Origin of the sequence: Synechococcus sp. CCAP 1479/9 (assembly GCF_019038535.1) — a bacterium.
Classification (GTDB): domain Bacteria; phylum Cyanobacteriota; class Cyanobacteriia; order PCC-6307; family Cyanobiaceae; genus Cyanobium.
Genome location: NZ_JAFKRK010000016.1, coordinates 191,149 through 207,990, shown reverse-complemented (window position 1 = coordinate 207,990; position 16,842 = coordinate 191,149). Strand labels below are relative to the sequence as shown.

General features: G+C 67.5%; 13 protein-coding genes and 1 pseudogene. 10 read left to right on the top strand and 4 right to left on the bottom strand.

Annotated elements, in window-relative coordinates; translation table 11 throughout:
• Positions 1-7: 7 nt before the first annotated feature.
• Positions 8-655 (bottom strand): succinate dehydrogenase/fumarate reductase transmembrane subunit, encoded by a 648-nt coding sequence (locus tag KUG38_RS05330; RefSeq protein WP_216919607.1) that lies wholly within the window; start codon positions 653-655, stop codon positions 8-10.
• A gap of 162 nt (positions 656-817) precedes the next feature.
• Here KUG38_RS05330 and KUG38_RS05325 point away from each other — a divergent pair, with 162 nt between their 5' ends.
• From KUG38_RS05325 to KUG38_RS05295, 7 genes are all read left to right on the top strand, one after another.
• Positions 818-1,810: a glycosyltransferase family 2 protein gene (locus KUG38_RS05325; RefSeq protein WP_216919605.1), complete on the top strand. Its 993-nt coding sequence runs from the start codon at positions 818-820 to the stop codon at positions 1,808-1,810.
• Between the two features lie 66 nt (positions 1,811-1,876).
• Positions 1,877-3,181, top strand: coding sequence for a glycosyltransferase family 4 protein (locus tag KUG38_RS05320; protein ID WP_216919604.1), 1,305 nt, complete (start codon positions 1,877-1,879; stop codon positions 3,179-3,181).
• Between the two features lie 7 nt (positions 3,182-3,188).
• A complete protein-coding gene (locus KUG38_RS05315) occupies positions 3,189-4,469 on the top strand; it encodes an MFS transporter (protein WP_216919603.1) in 1,281 nt (426 codons plus the stop codon).
• Between the two features lie 55 nt (positions 4,470-4,524).
• Positions 4,525-6,666 carry a polyphosphate kinase 1 gene (gene ppk1 / locus KUG38_RS05310; protein WP_286195647.1) on the top strand — a complete coding sequence of 714 codons (2,142 nt, stop codon included), beginning with the start codon at positions 4,525-4,527 and terminating at the stop codon, positions 6,664-6,666.
• Positions 6,667-6,783: 117 nt separating this feature from the next.
• Positions 6,784-7,809, top strand: a complete 1,026-nt coding sequence (locus tag KUG38_RS05305) for a sigma-70 family RNA polymerase sigma factor (protein ID WP_216919601.1) — start codon at positions 6,784-6,786, stop codon at positions 7,807-7,809.
• 20 nt (positions 7,810-7,829) lie between these two features.
• On the top strand, positions 7,830-8,501 hold the full coding sequence (locus KUG38_RS05300; RefSeq protein WP_216919600.1) for a diacylglycerol/polyprenol kinase family protein: 672 nt from the start codon (positions 7,830-7,832) through the stop codon (positions 8,499-8,501).
• Positions 8,501-9,964 carry a mechanosensitive ion channel family protein gene (locus tag KUG38_RS05295; protein WP_216919599.1) on the top strand — a complete coding sequence of 488 codons (1,464 nt, stop codon included), beginning with the start codon at positions 8,501-8,503 and terminating at the stop codon, positions 9,962-9,964. Before KUG38_RS05300 ends, KUG38_RS05295 begins: the two co-directional genes overlap by 1 nt.
• A gap of 11 nt (positions 9,965-9,975) precedes the next feature.
• On the opposite strand, the gene KUG38_RS05290 is transcribed toward KUG38_RS05295, so the two are convergent.
• A complete protein-coding gene (locus tag KUG38_RS05290) occupies positions 9,976-10,332 on the bottom strand; it encodes a hypothetical protein (protein ID WP_216919598.1) in 357 nt (118 codons plus the stop codon).
• Positions 10,333-10,478: 146 nt separating this feature from the next.
• Positions 10,479-11,552, bottom strand: a complete 1,074-nt coding sequence (locus KUG38_RS05285) for a 3-deoxy-7-phosphoheptulonate synthase (protein WP_216919597.1) — start codon at positions 11,550-11,552, stop codon at positions 10,479-10,481.
• 208 nt (positions 11,553-11,760) lie between these two features.
• Here KUG38_RS05285 and acnB point away from each other — a divergent pair, with 208 nt between their 5' ends.
• Positions 11,761-14,361 carry a bifunctional aconitate hydratase 2/2-methylisocitrate dehydratase gene (gene acnB / locus KUG38_RS05280; protein ID WP_502988686.1) on the top strand — a complete coding sequence of 867 codons (2,601 nt, stop codon included), beginning with the start codon at positions 11,761-11,763 and terminating at the stop codon, positions 14,359-14,361.
• Positions 14,362-14,483: 122 nt separating this feature from the next.
• On the opposite strand, the gene KUG38_RS05275 is transcribed toward acnB, so the two are convergent.
• Complete coding sequence (locus tag KUG38_RS05275) at positions 14,484-15,227, bottom strand: SDR family oxidoreductase (RefSeq protein ID WP_216919595.1); 744 nt, start codon at positions 15,225-15,227, stop codon at positions 14,484-14,486.
• A gap of 107 nt (positions 15,228-15,334) precedes the next feature.
• On the opposite strand from KUG38_RS05275, the gene KUG38_RS05270 reads away from it, so the two are divergent.
• Both KUG38_RS05270 and KUG38_RS05265 read left to right on the top strand, forming a co-directional pair.
• Positions 15,335-16,276 carry a LysR family transcriptional regulator gene (locus KUG38_RS05270; protein ID WP_219903829.1) on the top strand — a complete coding sequence of 314 codons (942 nt, stop codon included), beginning with the start codon at positions 15,335-15,337 and terminating at the stop codon, positions 16,274-16,276.
• Between the two features lie 370 nt (positions 16,277-16,646).
• Positions 16,647-16,823: pseudogene (locus tag KUG38_RS05265) on the top strand (hypothetical protein); the annotation flags it as partial.
• Between the last annotated feature and the right edge of the window lie 19 nt (positions 16,824-16,842).

The window sequence follows — 16,842 nt, the reverse complement described above, 5'->3', positions numbered from 1 at the left end:
GACATGCTCATCCGCCGGCCAGCAGCGGGCCCGCGGGCCGCAGCACCAGGGCGATCGGCACCAGGGTGAAGCCCGCCCCCAGCAGCAGGGCCAGCCCCCGGCCCCCCAGCCGCAGGGCGGCCGCATTGGCGGGCTCCAGCAGCCCCAGTCGGCGCACGGCGCTCTCGGTGCCGTGGATCAGGTGCAGACCCGCCGCCACCCCGGCGGCCCCGTAGAGGGCCAGGCACCAGGGCGTCGCCAGCACCTCCAGCACGGCGGCCAGCTCAGCCCCCGCCGCCGGGCGATGCCAGCGCAGCTGGGCGAGGTGCAGGCAGAGAAACAGCAGCAGCAACGAGCCGCTCCAGGGGATGGCCCGGCCAGCGAGTGCCGCCAGGGGCTCCCACGCTCCCGTCCGGCGGCTGCCCAGGGGGCCGGACGCCGGGCCGCGGGCCTGGCGATTGACGTGGGCCCGGTGCAGCGAGAGCAGGGGATGGCCGAGAGCGGCCGCCAGCAGGGCGAGCTCCAGCCAGGGAAGCCAGCCCTGCTGGTGCAGGGAGGCGGCATAGCTCTCGAACGACGGCGGATCCACCAGGGCCAGCAGCACGCCACCGAGGTGGACGGCGAGGAACAGCACGAGCGCCAGGCCGGTGACGGCGATCCAGAATCCGATGATCATTCAGCTGCAGGTCAGCGCCCCTGGAGGCAAGGTGGCAGAAGGCATCGGGGGAAGGGGCCGGGGCGGGCCATGCGGCCGCCGGAAGCCGGGCGGGGCGCTGGGTGGTGCGCCAGGTGGTGCGCTGGGCAGTGCGCTGGGCAGTGCGCTGGGCAGTGCGCCGACATGAAGCGGTCCGACCAGTCGCCCCTGGTGAGCGTCATCGTACCCAACTTCAACCACGGGGCCTTCCTGGGGGAGCGGCTGCGATCGATTCTCGACCAGACATTTCAGGACTTCGAGCTGATCGTTCTCGATGACGCCTCCCGGGACGATTCCCTCGCGGTGATCCGGGAGCGGCTGCGGGCCCATCCCCACCGGCTGGTCTGCAATGCGGTCAACTCAGGTCAGCCCTGCTCGCAATGGCTGAAGGGCATGGACATGGCTGCAGGGCGCTACATCTGGATCGCCGAATCGGATGACACCTGCGCACCGCTGTTTCTCGAACGGATGGTGGGCCATCTGGAGAACGGCAGCGTGCTGGCGTACTGCCGCACCACCACGATTGATGCCACGGGTGATCCGATCACCGACCAGAGCTTCTGGCCGGATCACTTCGACGCCGAGCGCTGGCAGCACTCCTTCACCCTCGAAGGGTCGCAGCTGTGTCGCACCTACATGGACCGGGGCAATGTCATCGCCAATGCCAGTGGCGTGGTGTTCCGCAAGCCCGATGCCGCGACCCTGCAGGCCCTCGGCCCGCTGACCGCCGGGCGGCGCTGCACCGGCGACTGGCTGTTCTGGAGCTACTACCTGATGCGGATGGGCGGCACGGTGGCCTTCGACGCCGAGGCCCTCTCCGGCTTCCGCTGTCACGACCGCACCACCCGCAGCACCGTCAGCCGCGGCCAGGAAAGACTCCGCTTCGCGGAATACTCCTCCGCCATCGCCTCGGTGCTGCGCATCACCCGGCCGAAGCCGGCCTGGCACTGGCATGCCGTGGCCACCAGCGGCGGCTGGGACTGGATTCTCTACGAATACCTCTGGCGCTACCGGCCATCGCTGGCCGAGAAGCTGCTGATCCGGATCCTGCACGGCCCCCTGCGCCTGGGGCTGTACGCGCGGCTGCTGCAGTCGCCGCAACTTCGCCGCCGCTACCTGCGCTGGCCCACCGGCTGAAACGCCAGGAGCAGGGCCGGCCCGGTGGCCACGACTATCCTTGGGCCCCAAAGCCCTGGGTGGTCATTGCGCGTCGCCTTTGCCCATTACAGCCAGGCGGATGACATCAGCGGCGTCACCACCTGGGTGCTGGGACTGGCCCGACGACTGGCGGCCGATGGTGTCCGCGTCGCCATCCATTTCGTGATCGCCCCCGGCGCAGGGAGCGGCGAAGGGAGCGCGGAAGGGAGTGGCGAACCGCCGCTGTTCCAGGCGCTGCGGCGCCAGGGCATCGAAGTGTTCGCCACGCCCAGGCGGGCCAGCCTCGAAGCGGACGCCCGGGACACCCTGGCCTTCCTCAACCACTGGCGGCCCACGGTGTTCCTGCCCCAGTGCAAGCCGGCCCACTACGCGGCGGCGGCCCAGGCCGGCCGGCGGGGGCTGCCCTGGGCCCTCACCCTGCATTCGGATGATCCCGACTACTGGGCGACCGTCGGGGCGTTCGGGGGCTCCCGCCAGGGGAGTGAGCTCGTCTGCGTGTCGCGCCACATCCGCGAGGCCTGCACCGCCAGGGGCATCGATCGGCCGACCCGGGTGATTCCCTACGGCGTGCAGGTGCCGGCGACGGCGACGGACGTCCGCGCCGATCCCTTCCGGGTGGTGTTCAGCGGCAGGATCTGGGAGCACCAGAAGCGCGCCTCCCTGGTGATCCGGACGCTGATCCGGGCCTGCCGGTCGAAGGCCTCCATCCGCGCCACCCTGATCGGCGATGGCTACGCCAGGGAGGCCTGTGAACGGGAGGTAGCCGAGGCCGGCCTCGCCGCGGCGATCGACTTCACCGGATCGCTGCCCCCCGAGCAGGTGAAGGCCCGGCTGCTGGATGCCCAGGCCATCCTGCTGATGTCCGACTTCGAGGGGCTGCCGATCGCCCTGCTGGAGGCGATGGCGGCCGGGGTGGTGCCCGTGGTGCGCCGCATCCCCAGCGGTATCCCCGAGCTGGTCGACGATGGGCGCACCGGTCTGCTGGTGTCGGAGGATCCCGAGGAAGCCGCCGCTGCCCTGCGGCGGCTGGCCGACGATCCCGCCCTCTGGCGGCGCTGCTCGACGGCGGCCCGGGAGCTCGTCAGCACCCACTACAACGCCGACGCCAGCTACCTGCTGTGGCGCCGGCTGCTGGAGGAGCTCGATCAGCAGGGCAGGGCCGCCCCGTCCAGCCCCTACCCGATCCCCTGCCGCCGCATCGAGGGCCTGCGGGGGATCCCGCCCTCCTTCCACCAGGAGTACCGGGCCCCCCAATCCCGCTCCGCCGCCCTGCGGCAGGCCCTGCGCACGGCCGTCGCCAGGGCCAAGCATCGGATCAAGGGGGTCCTGGGCCGTCGCCGGAAGGGGTGACCCCGGCATGGGAGGGTGCAGGGATCCCCGGCGCCCGGCCGTGCGACTCTCGCGCCCCTCCACCCTCCTCTGCGCCTTCCTGACGCTGCTGAACGACCGGCTGGGGGAGAGCATCGTCTTCCCGCTGCTGCCGTTCCTGCTCGCGGACTTCACCACCGACGGCCGCACCCTGGGCCTGCTGGCCGGCAGCTACGCCATCGCCCAGTTCAGCTTCACCCCCCTGATCGGGGCCCTCAGCGACCGCTACGGCCGCAAGCCGGTGATCACCGCCTGCGTGGCCGGCTCGGTGCTGGGCCTGGGGCTGTTCGCCCTCACCGTGATCCTGCCCTGGAGCCGCCTCTGGCCCGAGGCCGCCGCCGCCGGCCTGCCCCTGGCCCTGCTGTTCGCCGCCCGCCTGATCGACGGGGTCAGCGGCGGCACCGCCGCCACGGCCGCGGCCGTGCTGGCCGACATCTCGACGCCGGAACGGCGGGCCCGGGCCTTCGGCCTGATCGGCGTGGCCTTCGGGCTGGGGTTCATCCTCGGCCCGGCCCTGGGCGGCCTGCTGGGCCGCATCAACGTGAGCCTGCCGCTGCTGCTCGCCGTCGGCTTCGCCGCCCTGAACCTGGTGGTGGTGGTGACCCTGCTGCCGGAAACCCATCCACCCAACGAGCGGCTGCCCCTGCCCAGGGTCTGGGAGCTGCAGCCCTTCGGCCAGCTGCAGCGGGTGTTCGCCGATCCGAGGGTGCGCCGCCTCTGCGCCGCCTTCTTCCTGTTCTTCCTGGGGTTCAGCGGCTTCACCGCCCTGCTGGTCCTGTACTTCAAGCAGGCCTTCGGCTGGGGCCCGGGCCTGTCGGCCGGCGCCTTCCTGGTGGTCGGCGTGGTGGCCACGGTGGTGCAGGGGGGCCTGATCGGTCCGCTGGTGCAGCGGCTGGGGGAGTGGCGCCTCACCCAGATCGGCCTGGGCTGCGTCATGGCGGGCTTCCTGCTCGTGCCCCTGGCGGATCGGGGCAACGCCGTGCCCCTGGTGTTCACGGCGGTGGCGATCCTGGCGCTGGGCACCGGCCTGGTGACCCCCAGCCTGCGCAGCCTGGTGTCACGGCGCCTCGCCGACAGCGGCCAGGGCGCCGCCCTGGGCAGCCTGCAGGGGCTGCAGAGCCTGGCCAGCTTCCTGGGCCCCCCCCTGGCGGGGCTGGCCTACGAGACCATCGGCCGCCGCAGTCCGTTCTGGCTGGGGATTCTGCTGATGGCCGTCGTGGTGTGGCTTGTGGCGGCGGGCTCCCACCGTCAAGCAGAGGCGACACCCTGAGCGCGGGATCGCCATTGCTACCTTGCGTTTTCTCATGCTCGCGGAGCCCCGCCGTATGTCGTCGCAGCCGGTCGTCGCTCCCGATCTCTACATCAACCGCGAGCTGAGTTGGATCGAGTTCAACCATCGGGTGCTGGCCCTGGCGCTCGATGAGCACACGCCGCTGCTGGAGCAGGCCAAGTTCAGCGCCATCTTCAGCAACAACCTCGACGAATTCTTCATGGTGCGGGTGGCTTCGCTGAAGTCCCAGCTGGAGGCGGGGGTCACCGGCCGCAGCGACGACGGCCTGACGCCCCAGGAGCAGCTGCAGGCGATCCAGAAGAAGCTGCGTCCCCTGCTGGAGGTGCAGCAGCAGCACTACCGCCACTCCCTCAAGACCCACCTCGCCGAGTACGGGGTCCAGCTGCTCGACTACCTGAGGCTCAACGAGGCCCAGAAGGCCTGGGCCGACGACTACTTCCGCAAGGCGATCTTCCCGGTGCTCACCCCCCTGGCGGTGGACCCGGCCCACCCGTTCCCGTTCCTCAGCAACCTCAGCCTCAACGTGGCGGCCCTGATCCGCGACCCGGACACGGGCCGGCAGCAGTTCGCCCGGGTGAAGGTGCCGCAGAAGATCCTGCCGCGCTTCGTGCCGATCCCCACCGAGCTCAGCAGCGTCGTGCCGACCCCGGGCTTCACGGCGGTTCCCCTGGAGCAGCTGGTGGCCTTCAACCTGCGCTGGCTGTTCCCCGGGATGACCATCGAGGGGCACTACTTCTTCCGGATCACCCGGGACGCCGACCTGGAGCTGCGGGATCTGGAGGCCGACGACCTGATGGAGGCCCTGCAGGAGGGCCTGCGCAAGCGCAGGGTGGGCGGCGAAGTGGTGCGGGTGGAGGTGGCCGACGAGATGCCCGAGGAGGTGGTGCACCTGCTGATGGAGGGCACCGACGTGGAACCCGAGGACATCTATCGCACCAACGGCCCCCTGGGCCTCGACGACCTGATGAGCCTGACGTCGATCCCCCTCAGCCAGCTGCGGGACGCTCCCCACAAGGGACGCACGGCGCCGGCCCTGGTGCGGGCCCAGCGCAGCCAGCTGGAGGACGGTTCGATCAAGCAGGAGGAGTTCGAGAGCATCTTCTCGGTGCTGCGGCGCGGCGATGTGCTGCTGCACCATCCCTTCGACCTGTTCTCCACCTCGGTGGAGGAATTCCTCAGCCAGGCCGCCGCCGATGCCTCGGTGCTGGCCATCAAGATGACCCTCTACCGCACGTCGAAGGACTCGCCGGTGGTGGCCTCCCTGATCCGCGCCGCCGAGAACGGCAAGCAGGTGATGGCCCTGGTGGAGCTCAAGGCCCGCTTCGACGAGGACAACAACATCCAGTGGGCCCGCCAGCTGGAACGCTCCGGCGTGCATGTGGTGTATGGCGTACTGGGGCTCAAGACCCACACCAAGGTGCTGCTTGTGGTGCGGCGCGAGAAGGGATCCCTGCGCAGCTACGCACACATCGGCACCGGCAACTACAACTCCAAGACCTCCTCGCTCTACACCGACGTCGGCCTGCTGACGGCCCGGGAGGACTTCGGCCAGGATCTGGTGGAACTGTTCAACTACCTGACCGGATTCTCCAAGCAGCAGAGTTTCCGCAAGTTGCTGGTGGCGCCCGTCACCCTGCGCAAGGGGATGGAGGGGCTGATCCGGCGGGAGATCGACCATGCCAAGGCCGGTCGCGGCGGACACATCAAGGCCAAGATGAATGCCCTGGTCGATCCGGCGATCATCGCCCTGCTCTACGAAGCCTCGGCCGCCGGGGTGCGGATCGAGCTGATCATCCGCGGCATGTGCTCGCTGCGGCCCGGGCTCGAAGGGGTCAGCGAGAGCATCACGGTGATCAGTGTCATCGGTCGCTTCCTGGAGCATTCACGGCTGTTCTGGTTCGCCAACGGCGGCCAGCCGGAGATGTTCTTCGGCAGCGCCGACTGGATGCCCCGCAACCTTGACCGACGGGTCGAGGCGGTGGCGCCGATCGAGGACCCGAAGCTCCAGAAGCAGGTCGAGGCCCTGCTTGAGATGTACCTCACCGATACGGGGGCCTGGCACATGCACAGCGATGGACACTTTGCACAGCGTCAGCACTCCGGCGAGGCAAAACTGACGCAGATGCTCCTCATGGAACGCTGGCGCGGCGGCCTCGTCCCGGAGGCCAAAGCGTAGCCATCACGACATAAGCAACATCTTTCAGTCAAAATACATACAATCTTCCACTGGATCCGGGCTTCAACCTTCCTGCGGTGCTACATTCCGGCCAAATTCATTCGGGAGCCTGGGGTGATGGGGACACCTCTGCATTCCGCCCTCTCGCTGCTGAAAAGCAGCGCAGATGGGGCTTCGTCCAGCAGGACGAAATCCAGCGGCGGTTCAGTCAGTTCCAAGCCGACAGCCACAGCCAAGACCACGGCCCGCCAGGGGGGGCGCATCAGCGCCGACTCCATCGGTTGGTATCTCAGCACAATCGGCCGTGTGCCTCTTCTTACACCGGCTGAGGAGATCGAACTCGCCCACCACGTCCAGGCCGGCAAGAAGCTCCAGGCCCTCGTCGATGGTGAACTCACCGCCCGCCAGAGGCGCCAGCTGCGCATGGGCCAGCGGGCCCGCGACCGCATGATGGCCGCCAACCTGCGGCTGGTGGTCAGCGTCGCCAAGAAGTATCAGAACCAGGGTCTCGAACTGCTCGATCTTGTCCAGGAAGGGGCCATCGGCCTGGAGCGGGCCGTCGACAAGTTCGACCCCGCCATGGGCTACAAGTTCTCCACCTATGCCTACTGGTGGATCCGCCAGGGCATGACGCGCGCCATCGACAACAGCGCCCGCACGATTCGCCTGCCGATTCACATCAGCGAGAAGCTCTCGAAGATGCGGCGCATCACCCGCGAGCTCTCCCACCGGCTCGGGCGCCAGCCCAACCGGCTCGAGCTGGCCCATGCCATGGGCATGCAGCCGGAGGAGCTCGAGGAACTGATGACCCAGAGCGCCCCCTGCGCCTCCCTCGACGCCCACGCCCGTGGCGAGGAGGATCGCAGCACCCTGGGCGAGCTGATCGCGGATCCGGCCAGCAACGAGCACTTCGACTCGATGGACCGCCATCTGCAGAAGGAGCACCTCGGCGCCTGGCTCTCCCAGCTGAACGAGCGGGAACAGAAGATCCTGCGGCTGCGCTTCGGCCTCGAGGGCGCCGAACCCCTGACCCTCGCTGAGATCGGCCGTCAGATCAACGTCTCCCGGGAACGGGTGCGCCAGCTGGAGGCCAAGGCGATCATGAAACTGCGCCTGATGAGCAACCTTCACCAGGCCGCCTGACCCAAGCTTCCCTGCTGGCGTTGGTCCTTCCACCGGAGCATGACGACCTTGCCCGGCTCACCGGTGTGCTGGCCGTGGCCCTCTGGCTGGCGCTGCTCAGCGCCGGTGCCCTGCTGCTGCGCCGCCGCTGGCCCGCTCAGCGGGAATGGAGCCGCAAGCTGGTGCACATCGGAGCCGGGCCGGTGGTGCTGATCGCCTGGGCTTTCGGTGTCGAACGGCTGATCGCCATACCCGCCGCCGCCGCCATCACCCTGCTGGCCGCCCTCAACCACCGGGTGCGGGTGCTGCCGGCGATCGAGGACGTGGAGCGCAACAGCTACGGCACGGTCGCCTACGGCGCCTCGATCACCCTGATGCTGTGGCTCTGGTGGCCCGCCCACCCCGACACGGTGGCCGCGGGAGTGCTGGTGATGGCGTTCGGCGACGGCCTGGCAGGACTGCTGGGCCCGCTGATCCCGTCACCGAGCTGGGCGGTGTTCGGCGAGCGCCGCTCCCTGGCGGGCACCGCCGCCATGGGGATCGCCAGCCTGGTGGTGCTCCTGACCCTGGGCCTGCTGGCCGGTGGTCCGGCACCGGCCTCGATCGCCCTGATCGCCCTGGTGGCTACGGGGCTGGAGCAGTGGGCCCTGCTGGGCATCGACAACATCAGCGTGCCCCTGGCGGTGGCCGGGCTGTGGCGGGTGCTGAGCTGATGGGACCGATCGAGCGGATCCTGATCGGCCTGGCCCTGGCGGCGGTCCTGCTGGGGCTGCGGCTGGCCACCCGCCGCTTCCAGCTGCCGCCACCGCCCCTGCTGCTGCCGCTGGTGGCGGTGCTGCTGTGGGGCGTGATCGGCGGCACCGCCCGACCGGCCGGGGTGCAGTGGCTCGGCGCCGTCGACGAGCTGGCCACCGTCTACGCCCTGATCGCCCTGGTGGCCTGGCTGGCCCTGGAATGCCCGGAGGCCCTGGGCTGGTGGCGACCCACCGCCAAGATCCTGCGGGACCTGCTGATGCTGGGCCTCTCGGCCCTGGCCACGGTGCTGGTGCTGCAGCGCCTCGCCAACCTCAACCTGGTGGGCCTCGTGACCACCTCGGCGGTGCTCACCGCCGTGATCGGCCTGGCGGCCCAGGAAACGCTCAAGGATCTGTTCGCCGGCATTGAACTGCAGGTGGATCCGCCCTTCCGGGAAGGGGACTGGATCAGCGTCGGCGACGAGAGCGGCACGGTGGAGTCCCTGCACCTGATGAGCACCCGCCTGCGCCGCAAGGACGGCTCCACCGTGAACCTGCCCAACAACACGGTGGCGGACAACCCGATGCGGCGCTTCAGCCAGCACGAACCGGTGGGGAACCGCTTCGAGATCGCCCTGGGCTACGAGATCCCGCCGGCCCGGGCGCGCCAGCTGCTGCTGCGGGTGATGGCCGAGAACCCCCTGGTGCTGGTCGAACCGGAGCCGGAGGTGCTGATCAGCTCCTACGAGGACTCCCGCATCCGCTACGAGCTGCAGGGGTACCAGCGGGGGCCCTCGGAGGGCGATCGGCTGCGGTTGCGCGGCGAACTGCTGGAGCAGATCTGGTACGCCCTGGAGCGCCAGGGCTGGGAACTGCCCTACCCGGTGCGGGAGCTGAAACGGCGCCAGCCCCAGCGGGATCCGTCCCACCCCACCGGCGTGGATGCCTCGCTGTCGGCGCAGCTGCTGCGACGCAGCTGGCTGTTCGCCCAGCTGGACCCCGAACAGGTGAACCGACTCGCCTCGGAGGTGCGTTGCCTGCGCTTCGGCTCCGGCGAAACGATCGTGGCGGAAGGAGAGGAGGGCGTGGCCCTGTTCCAGGTGGTGGACGGCGAGGTGGAGGTGTTCAAGGCCGACGGCTCCCCCCTGGGGCGCTCGGTGGCGGTGCTGGGCCGGGATCAGATCTTCGGGGAGATGACCGTCTGCACTGGGGAACCCCGCACGGCCACGGTGCGGTCGAGGGGGGAATGCGTGCTGCTGGAGGTGGAACGGGACGACTTCATGCCCCTGGTGGAGGACGATGCCGGGGTGCTGGAGGCGCTGGCGGCGATCGTGGGCCAGCGGCGCTCGGAGCTGGAGAAACTCTCCTCACCGGATGCGGCCCGCCGCCAGACCTCGATCCTGGAGCGCATGCGCCACCTGTTCGGCCTCGAGGTCGACTGAAGGAACGCCGTTCAGGCCCTCAGGAGCTGCTCGCAGCGGAGCTCCCAGTCGCGCTGGGTGCCGATGCCGGCCACCAGCAGCCGCTCGGCGGGCTCCTCCCGCAGCCGCAGCTGCCACTGGCGGATCACATCGGCCCGCTCCATCCAGACATCGATCACCAGCCGCTGGATGGCCTCACCGTCCCAGCAGCGGCCCCGGGCCGTGTCGAGGGCCCAGTCCAGCAGGTCGTCGAGCTGGAAGGGGCGGAAGCCGCCGTAGATCGGGCCGGGGGCGGGTGGGCCGCCGCAGGGGGAGGCGACGGATTTCTGCTCGAGATAGAACAGCTGCAAGGGGTCGGACAACCCGCAGAACTGCAGGAGATAGGTCATCAGCGTCCCACCACGATCTTGCTGGCCCCAAACGTACCCAGGGCAGACCATTCGGCTGTTCACCAGGAACACTCTGTTGCAGAAGATCGGATCAGCACTCTCACCTTCCGAGTGCTGATTTTGCTGCCGTTGAGAAGACCGGAGCCTCAGGCCAGGGCCAGACTGCGGGACTGGGCCTGGCGCACCGCTTCGGCCAGCTCGACGAGCAGATCCAGGGTGGTGGGCAGATCGATGCAGGCATCGGTGATGCTCTGGCCATAGGTGAGCGAGTCCAGGTCGGCGGAGATCTTCTGATTTCCCTCCACCAGATGGCTTTCCAGCATCACCCCCATCACGTGGACCGAGCCGCCCCGCACCTGCTCGGCCACCTGGCGCAGCACCTCCCCCTGGCGGCGGTAGTCCTTGTTGGAATTGCCGTGGCTGCAGTCCACCATCAGCCGCGCCGGCAGGCCGTCCTTGGCCAGCAGGGCCGCCGCAGCCTCCACGGCTTCAGCGTGGTAATTGGTGCCGCTCTTGCCCCCCCGCAGCACCAGGTGGCCGTCCGGGTTGCCGGTGGTGGACACGATCGCGGCCTGGCCCTCCCTGTTGATGCCCAGGAAATGGTGGGGCCGGGCGGCCGCCTCCATGGCATTGATGGCGGTGGCGGCGCTGCCGTCGGTGCCGTTCTTGAAGCCGATCGGCATCGACAGGCCCGAGGCCATCTCCCGGTGGGTCTGGCTTTCGGTGGTGCGGGCGCCGATGGCGGTCCAGCTGATCAGGTCGGCGAGGTACTGGGGCACCACCGGATCGAGCACCTCGGTGGCCGCCGGCAGGCCCAGCTCCGCCAGGTGCAGCAGCAGGGAACGGGCCCGGCGCAGGCCGGTGTTGATGTCGTAGCTGCCGTCGAGGTGGGGGTCGTTGATCATCCCCTTCCAGCCCACGGTGGTGCGGGGTTTCTCGAAATAGACCCGCATCACGATCTCCAGCTCGTCCCGGTGGCGGCGCTGGGCCTGGGCGATGGCTTCGGCGTACTCCCGGGCGGCGGCCACGTCGTGGACCGAGCAGGGACCGACGATCACGAGCACCCGCTGGTCGCCGGCGTGCAGGATGGCCTTGATCCGCTCCCGGGCCTGCTGCACGGTGCGGGCCGCCTGCTCCGAGAGGGGCAACTCCGCATGCAGCACCGCCGGCGGCACCAGCGGCCGGGTTTCCACCACGTGGAGATCGGAGGTGGGGATCATGCGCGGCGGCCGGCGGGGATTGGTCAGACTCCCCAGCCTACGAACTGGCGGCACCGATGCCAGCGCCGACTTCTGCAGCCGTCGTCACCAGAGGGCGGACCCGCGGGGAAGAACAATGGATGCCATGCCCATGCCAACCGGGGGTCCGACCCGGTCATCCGTCCATATGTCCGCCTCCCCGAGCCCCGCCCCCCTCTCCCCCGCCGAGCTGCTGCCCAGCTACCGCGAGGCCGCAGCGGCCCGCGAAGCCCTTGGCGTGCCGCCCCTGCCGCTCACCGCCCCCCAGGCCCAGGCCCTCACCCAGCTGCTGGAGCAGCCACCCGCCGGCGAGGAGGCCTTCCTGCTGCACCTGCTGAGCGAACGGATTCCGCCGGGGGTGGATGAGGCCGCCTATGTGAAGGCCGGCTGGCTGAGTGGGCTCGCCAAGGGAACGGCCACCAGCCCCCTGGTGAGCCCCCTGGAGGCCACGCGGCTGCTGGCCACCATGATCGGCGGCTACAACGTCGGCGCCCTGATCGAGCTGCTCTCCTGCCCGGAGGCGGACGTCGCCGCAGAGGCCGCCCGGGGGCTGAGCCGCACCCTGCTGGTGTACGACGCCTTCCACGACGTGCTGGAGCTGGCCGAGACCAACCCCCTGGCCCGCCAGGTGGTGGACAGCTGGGCGGCGGCGGAATGGTTCCACGCCCGGCCGCCCCTGCCGGAGGCGATCACCGTCACCGTGTTCAAGGTGACCGGGGAAACCAACACCGACGACCTCTCGCCGGCCACCCACGCCACCACCCGGCCCGACATCCCCCTGCACGCGATGGCGATGCTGGAGACGCGGATGCCGGAGGGGCTGGCCCTGATCGCCGAGCTGAAGGCGAAGGGCCACCCACTCGCCTACGTGGGCGATGTGGTGGGCACGGGCAGCTCGCGGAAATCCGCCATCAACTCGGTGCTCTGGCACATCGGCACCGACATCCCCCACGTGCCCAACAAGCGCAGCGGCGGGGTGGTGCTGGGCAGCAAGATCGCGCCGATCTTCTTCAACACCGCCGAGGACTCCGGCGCCCTGCCGATCGAGTGCGACGTCAGCGCCCTCAACAGCGGCGATGTGATCACGATCCGGCCCCACGCCGGCACGATCGAGCGGGCCGCCGGCGAACCGGGGGCCGGGGAGGTGCTGGCCCGCTTCGAGCTCAAGCCCAGCACCATCGCCGACGAGGTGCGGGCAGGCGGCCGCATCCCCCTGCTGATCGGCCGCTCCCTCACCGACAAGGTGCGGCTGCAGCTGGGCCTGCCCCCGTCGGAGGCCTTCATTCGGCCGGTGGCCCCGGTCGACACGGGCAAGGGCTTCACCCTGGCCCAGAAGATGGTGGGCAAGGCCTGCGGCCTGGCGGGGGTGCGCCCGGGCACCAGCTGCGAACCGCTGATGACCAGCGTCGGCAGCCAGGACACCACCGGGCCGATGACCCGCGACGAGATGAAGGAGCTGGCCTGCCTGGGCTTCTCCGCCGATCTGGTGATGCAGAGCTTCTGCCACACCGCCGCCTACCCCAAGCCGGTGGATCTCAAGACCCACGCCGAGCTGCCCGACTTCATCAGCTCCCGGGGCGGCGTCGCCCTGCGGCCCGGCGACGGCATCATCCACAGCTGGCTCAACCGCCTGCTGCTGCCGGACACGGTGGGCACCGGCGGTGACAGCCACACCCGCTTCCCGCTGGGCATCTCCTTCCCGGCCGGCTCCGGCCTGGTGGCTTTCGCCGCCGCCATCGGCGCCATGCCCCTCGACATGCCCGAGTCGGTGCTGGTGCGCTTCTCCGGCTCCCTGCAGCCGGGCGTCACCCTGCGGGACGTGGTGAACGCCATCCCCTACGTGGCCATCCAGCAGGGCCTGCTGACGGTGGAGAAGGCCGGCAAGAAGAACATCTTCAGCGGCCGGATCATGGAGATCGAGGGGCTCCCCGACCTGAAGCTGGAGCAGGCGTTTGAACTGACGGACGCCACCGCCGAACGCTCCTGCGCCGGCAGCACAATCAAGCTGAGCGTCGAGACGGTGAGCGAGTACCTGCGCAGCAATGTGGCGCTGATGCGCAACATGATCGCCCGGGGCTACAGCGATGCCCGCACCCTGGCGCGGCGGATCAAGGCGATGGAGGCCTGGCTGGCCGATCCGGTGCTGATGGAGGCCGATGCCGACGCCGAATACGCAGCGGTGATCGACATCAACCTGGACGAGCTGACCGAACCGATCCTGGCCTGCCCCAACGATCCCGACAACGTCAAGCTGCTGAGCGAGGTGGCCGGTGACCGGATCGATGAGGTGTTCATCGGCTCCTGCATGACCAACATCGGCCACTACCGCGCCGCCGCCACGGTGCTGGACGGGGCCGGCACCAGCGCCGCCCGGCTGTGGGTCTGCCCGCCCACCCGCATGGACGACGAGATGCTGCGGGCCGAGGGCTACACCGCCAAGTTCGAGACCGCCGGCGCCCGCATGGAGCTGCCCGGCTGCTCCCTCTGCATGGGCAACCAGGCCCGGGTGGAGGACAACACCACCGTGTTCTCCACCAGCACCCGCAATTTCAACAACCGCCTCGGCAACGGCGCCCAGGTGTACCTGGGCAGCGCCGAACTGGCGGCGGTGTGCGCCCTGCTGGGCCGCATCCCCAGCCCGGCCGAGTACCTGGAGATCGCGGCGGCCAAGATCGATCCCCTCTCCGACCAGCTCTACCGCTACCTCAACTTCGACCAGATCGATGGCTTTGAGGATGTGGGCCGCGTGGTGAGCGTGGAGGAGGAAGAGAAGGTGCTGGCGGAGGTGTAGGGGGGCAAGGCCGGCCCTGCAGCCGATGACTGGCGAGCCGGCCGGAGCCAAAGCGGGCTTGCAGACGTCCGATCAATCCATGGCTTCCATCGGGCTGGAACGCTGTTTGTGGAGGCGACCGGTTACCATGCGAGAGCGATCGGGCCTCCAAACTTACGCATTTCTGCAAAGAACTTGCCCTGAGGGCCGCCCTCCGGAAGGGTGGCCAGATAGACGGCGACTTCCGCACCCTCATCGGCTGTGAAGGGCGCACCAGAGCCACCCATATCAGTCTGCATCCAGCCAGGGGAGTAAGCATTCACCACGATATTGGTGCCGTTTAGCTCCTTTGCCCACAACACTGTCAGGGCATTCAGACCAGCTTTCGAAAGGCGATAAGAAGGAGCTAATGGATAGAAATCACTCCCCATCGACGTGAGGGATGCCATCTCAGTAGACACATTGACGATTCGACCATAGTTTTGGGCTTTCATTAATGGCAGCAATGCCTGGGTGATACGCGCTACTGCCAAGACATTGGTTGTCAATGTATCCAGCATCGTATCAACCTTCACCGAAAGCAGGCTGGCTTCCTCGGGTTTCGCAGAGGGATTAACGCCTGCATTGTTGACTAGAATATCGACCCTGCCATAGGCTTGCTGTATCCAGGCGGTAAACTGTTGGACGCTGGCATCACTGGTGACATCCAGAGGGTGAAAGCCCACGTGACAATTTTCAGAAGCTAGCCGCTGTCGAGCGTCCATCCCATCCTGCTCCTGGCGACTCGTGACAACAACTTGAATGTTCTCGACTTGCGCTAACTTGCGAGCGATCGCATAACCCAGCCCCTTGTGACTGCCCGTGATTACAGCAACTTTCTGCGTCATGGCGATCAGATCCCTTGATTAGCATGGATTCTGAGCCAACCTAACAAGCGCTATCCTTTTTACCAAGTCAATCTTTTAGATAAAGACTATCAATGAAATCGATAAGCTTGGCTGCGATCGACTTGAACTTGTTGGTTGCCTTTGAAGCCCTTCTTGACCAGCGCAGCGTTACGAAGGCCGCCGAGCAGCTTCAGATTGGTCAGCCTGCGATGAGTGCTGCACTCAGTCGTCTGCGTCTTCTGTTTGAAGATGAGCTGTTTGTGCGGTTGGGACGGCAGATGCAGCCAACACTCAAAGCCCAAGCCATCGCACCAAGCCTATTGGCCGCATTGCAGCAGATTCGCCAGACTATCACCGCCAGCCAGACCTTTGATCCACCTTCGAGCGACCGCACATTTGCCATCGGCAGTTCGGATTACACCAGCTTTGTGCTGGTGCCACAGCTGCTGGAGTTAAGACAGAAAGCAGCTCCATCCATTAACTTTCGAATGATTGGATTTGAGAAGGACAGCGTTGGAGATCTGCTGGAACAAGGGGAAATTGATGTGGCGGTGGGTGTTTTCCCCGATCCGCCGCGAAAAACAAAATGGGAGCCTATCTTTGAAGAACGATTTGTGGGAATCGCCCGTCAAGGGCATCCTGCGCTTCAGCAAGGGATGATAAGTGTAGAAGTCTTTGCCCAGCTTTCCCACGCGCTCACAACTCTTCGTCGAGACTCTACAGGTGCCCTCGACAAGGCGTTGAATGAGAATGGTTTAGAGCGCCAGATTGCCTTCACAACTCCGCATATGATGGTGTTGCCATTTGCGATCGCATCGAGCGATTTGGTCGCAGCACTTCCCCAACGCATTGCCCTTCGTTTAGCATCTGTCTGCGATTTAACGGTTTTTGAGCTGCCAATCAGAACAAAACCGTGGACGGTTTCAATGCTATGGAGCACTTTAAGTGATCAAGATGAAGCCAATCGCTGGTTGCGCGACGCAATTAAAGCAATTGCTCAACAGATTTGGGCAAGTACTGACATAGGTTGTGTCCCTACCAAGTACTGAGCCGCATCACGCTGCCGCCGAGTGGCAGGCAGGGAGTCCAACTCTTGATGACGGTATCTTCTCGACTTTTCGACTCAAGGGGTCTCCTCTGTGGCTTGCCACTTGACCCAAGCGGAAGGGTGGCCTCCATCACGGTGTCCTTCTGAGCGGTGTCCTTCCCGTCCAGAGGGATGAGGACACGATCACCGGCCCAGGAGAACACCGTCATGGGTTGGGCAGCGGAGGTCGCCCAATCCTGCATCAGCAGGCCGATGTCCACGGCAGGCTGTATGGAGTTGGGCTGGGACACTCCGGTGCACATGGGTCCTCCAGCGCCTCCACGACTGAACTCTCCCAGAACTGCTGATCTTTCGGCAAACTTCAGCCGAAGGTGTGCGCCCTGCTGGGCCGCATCCCCAGCCCGGCCGAGTACCTGGAGATCGTGGCCGCCAACATCGACCCCCTCTCCGACCAGCTCTACCGCTACCTCAACTTCGACCAGATCGATGGCTTCGAGGATGCCGGCCGCGTGGTGAGCGTGGAGGAGGAGGCGAAGGTGCTGGCGTAGGTTTAGGGGCCGCAATGAT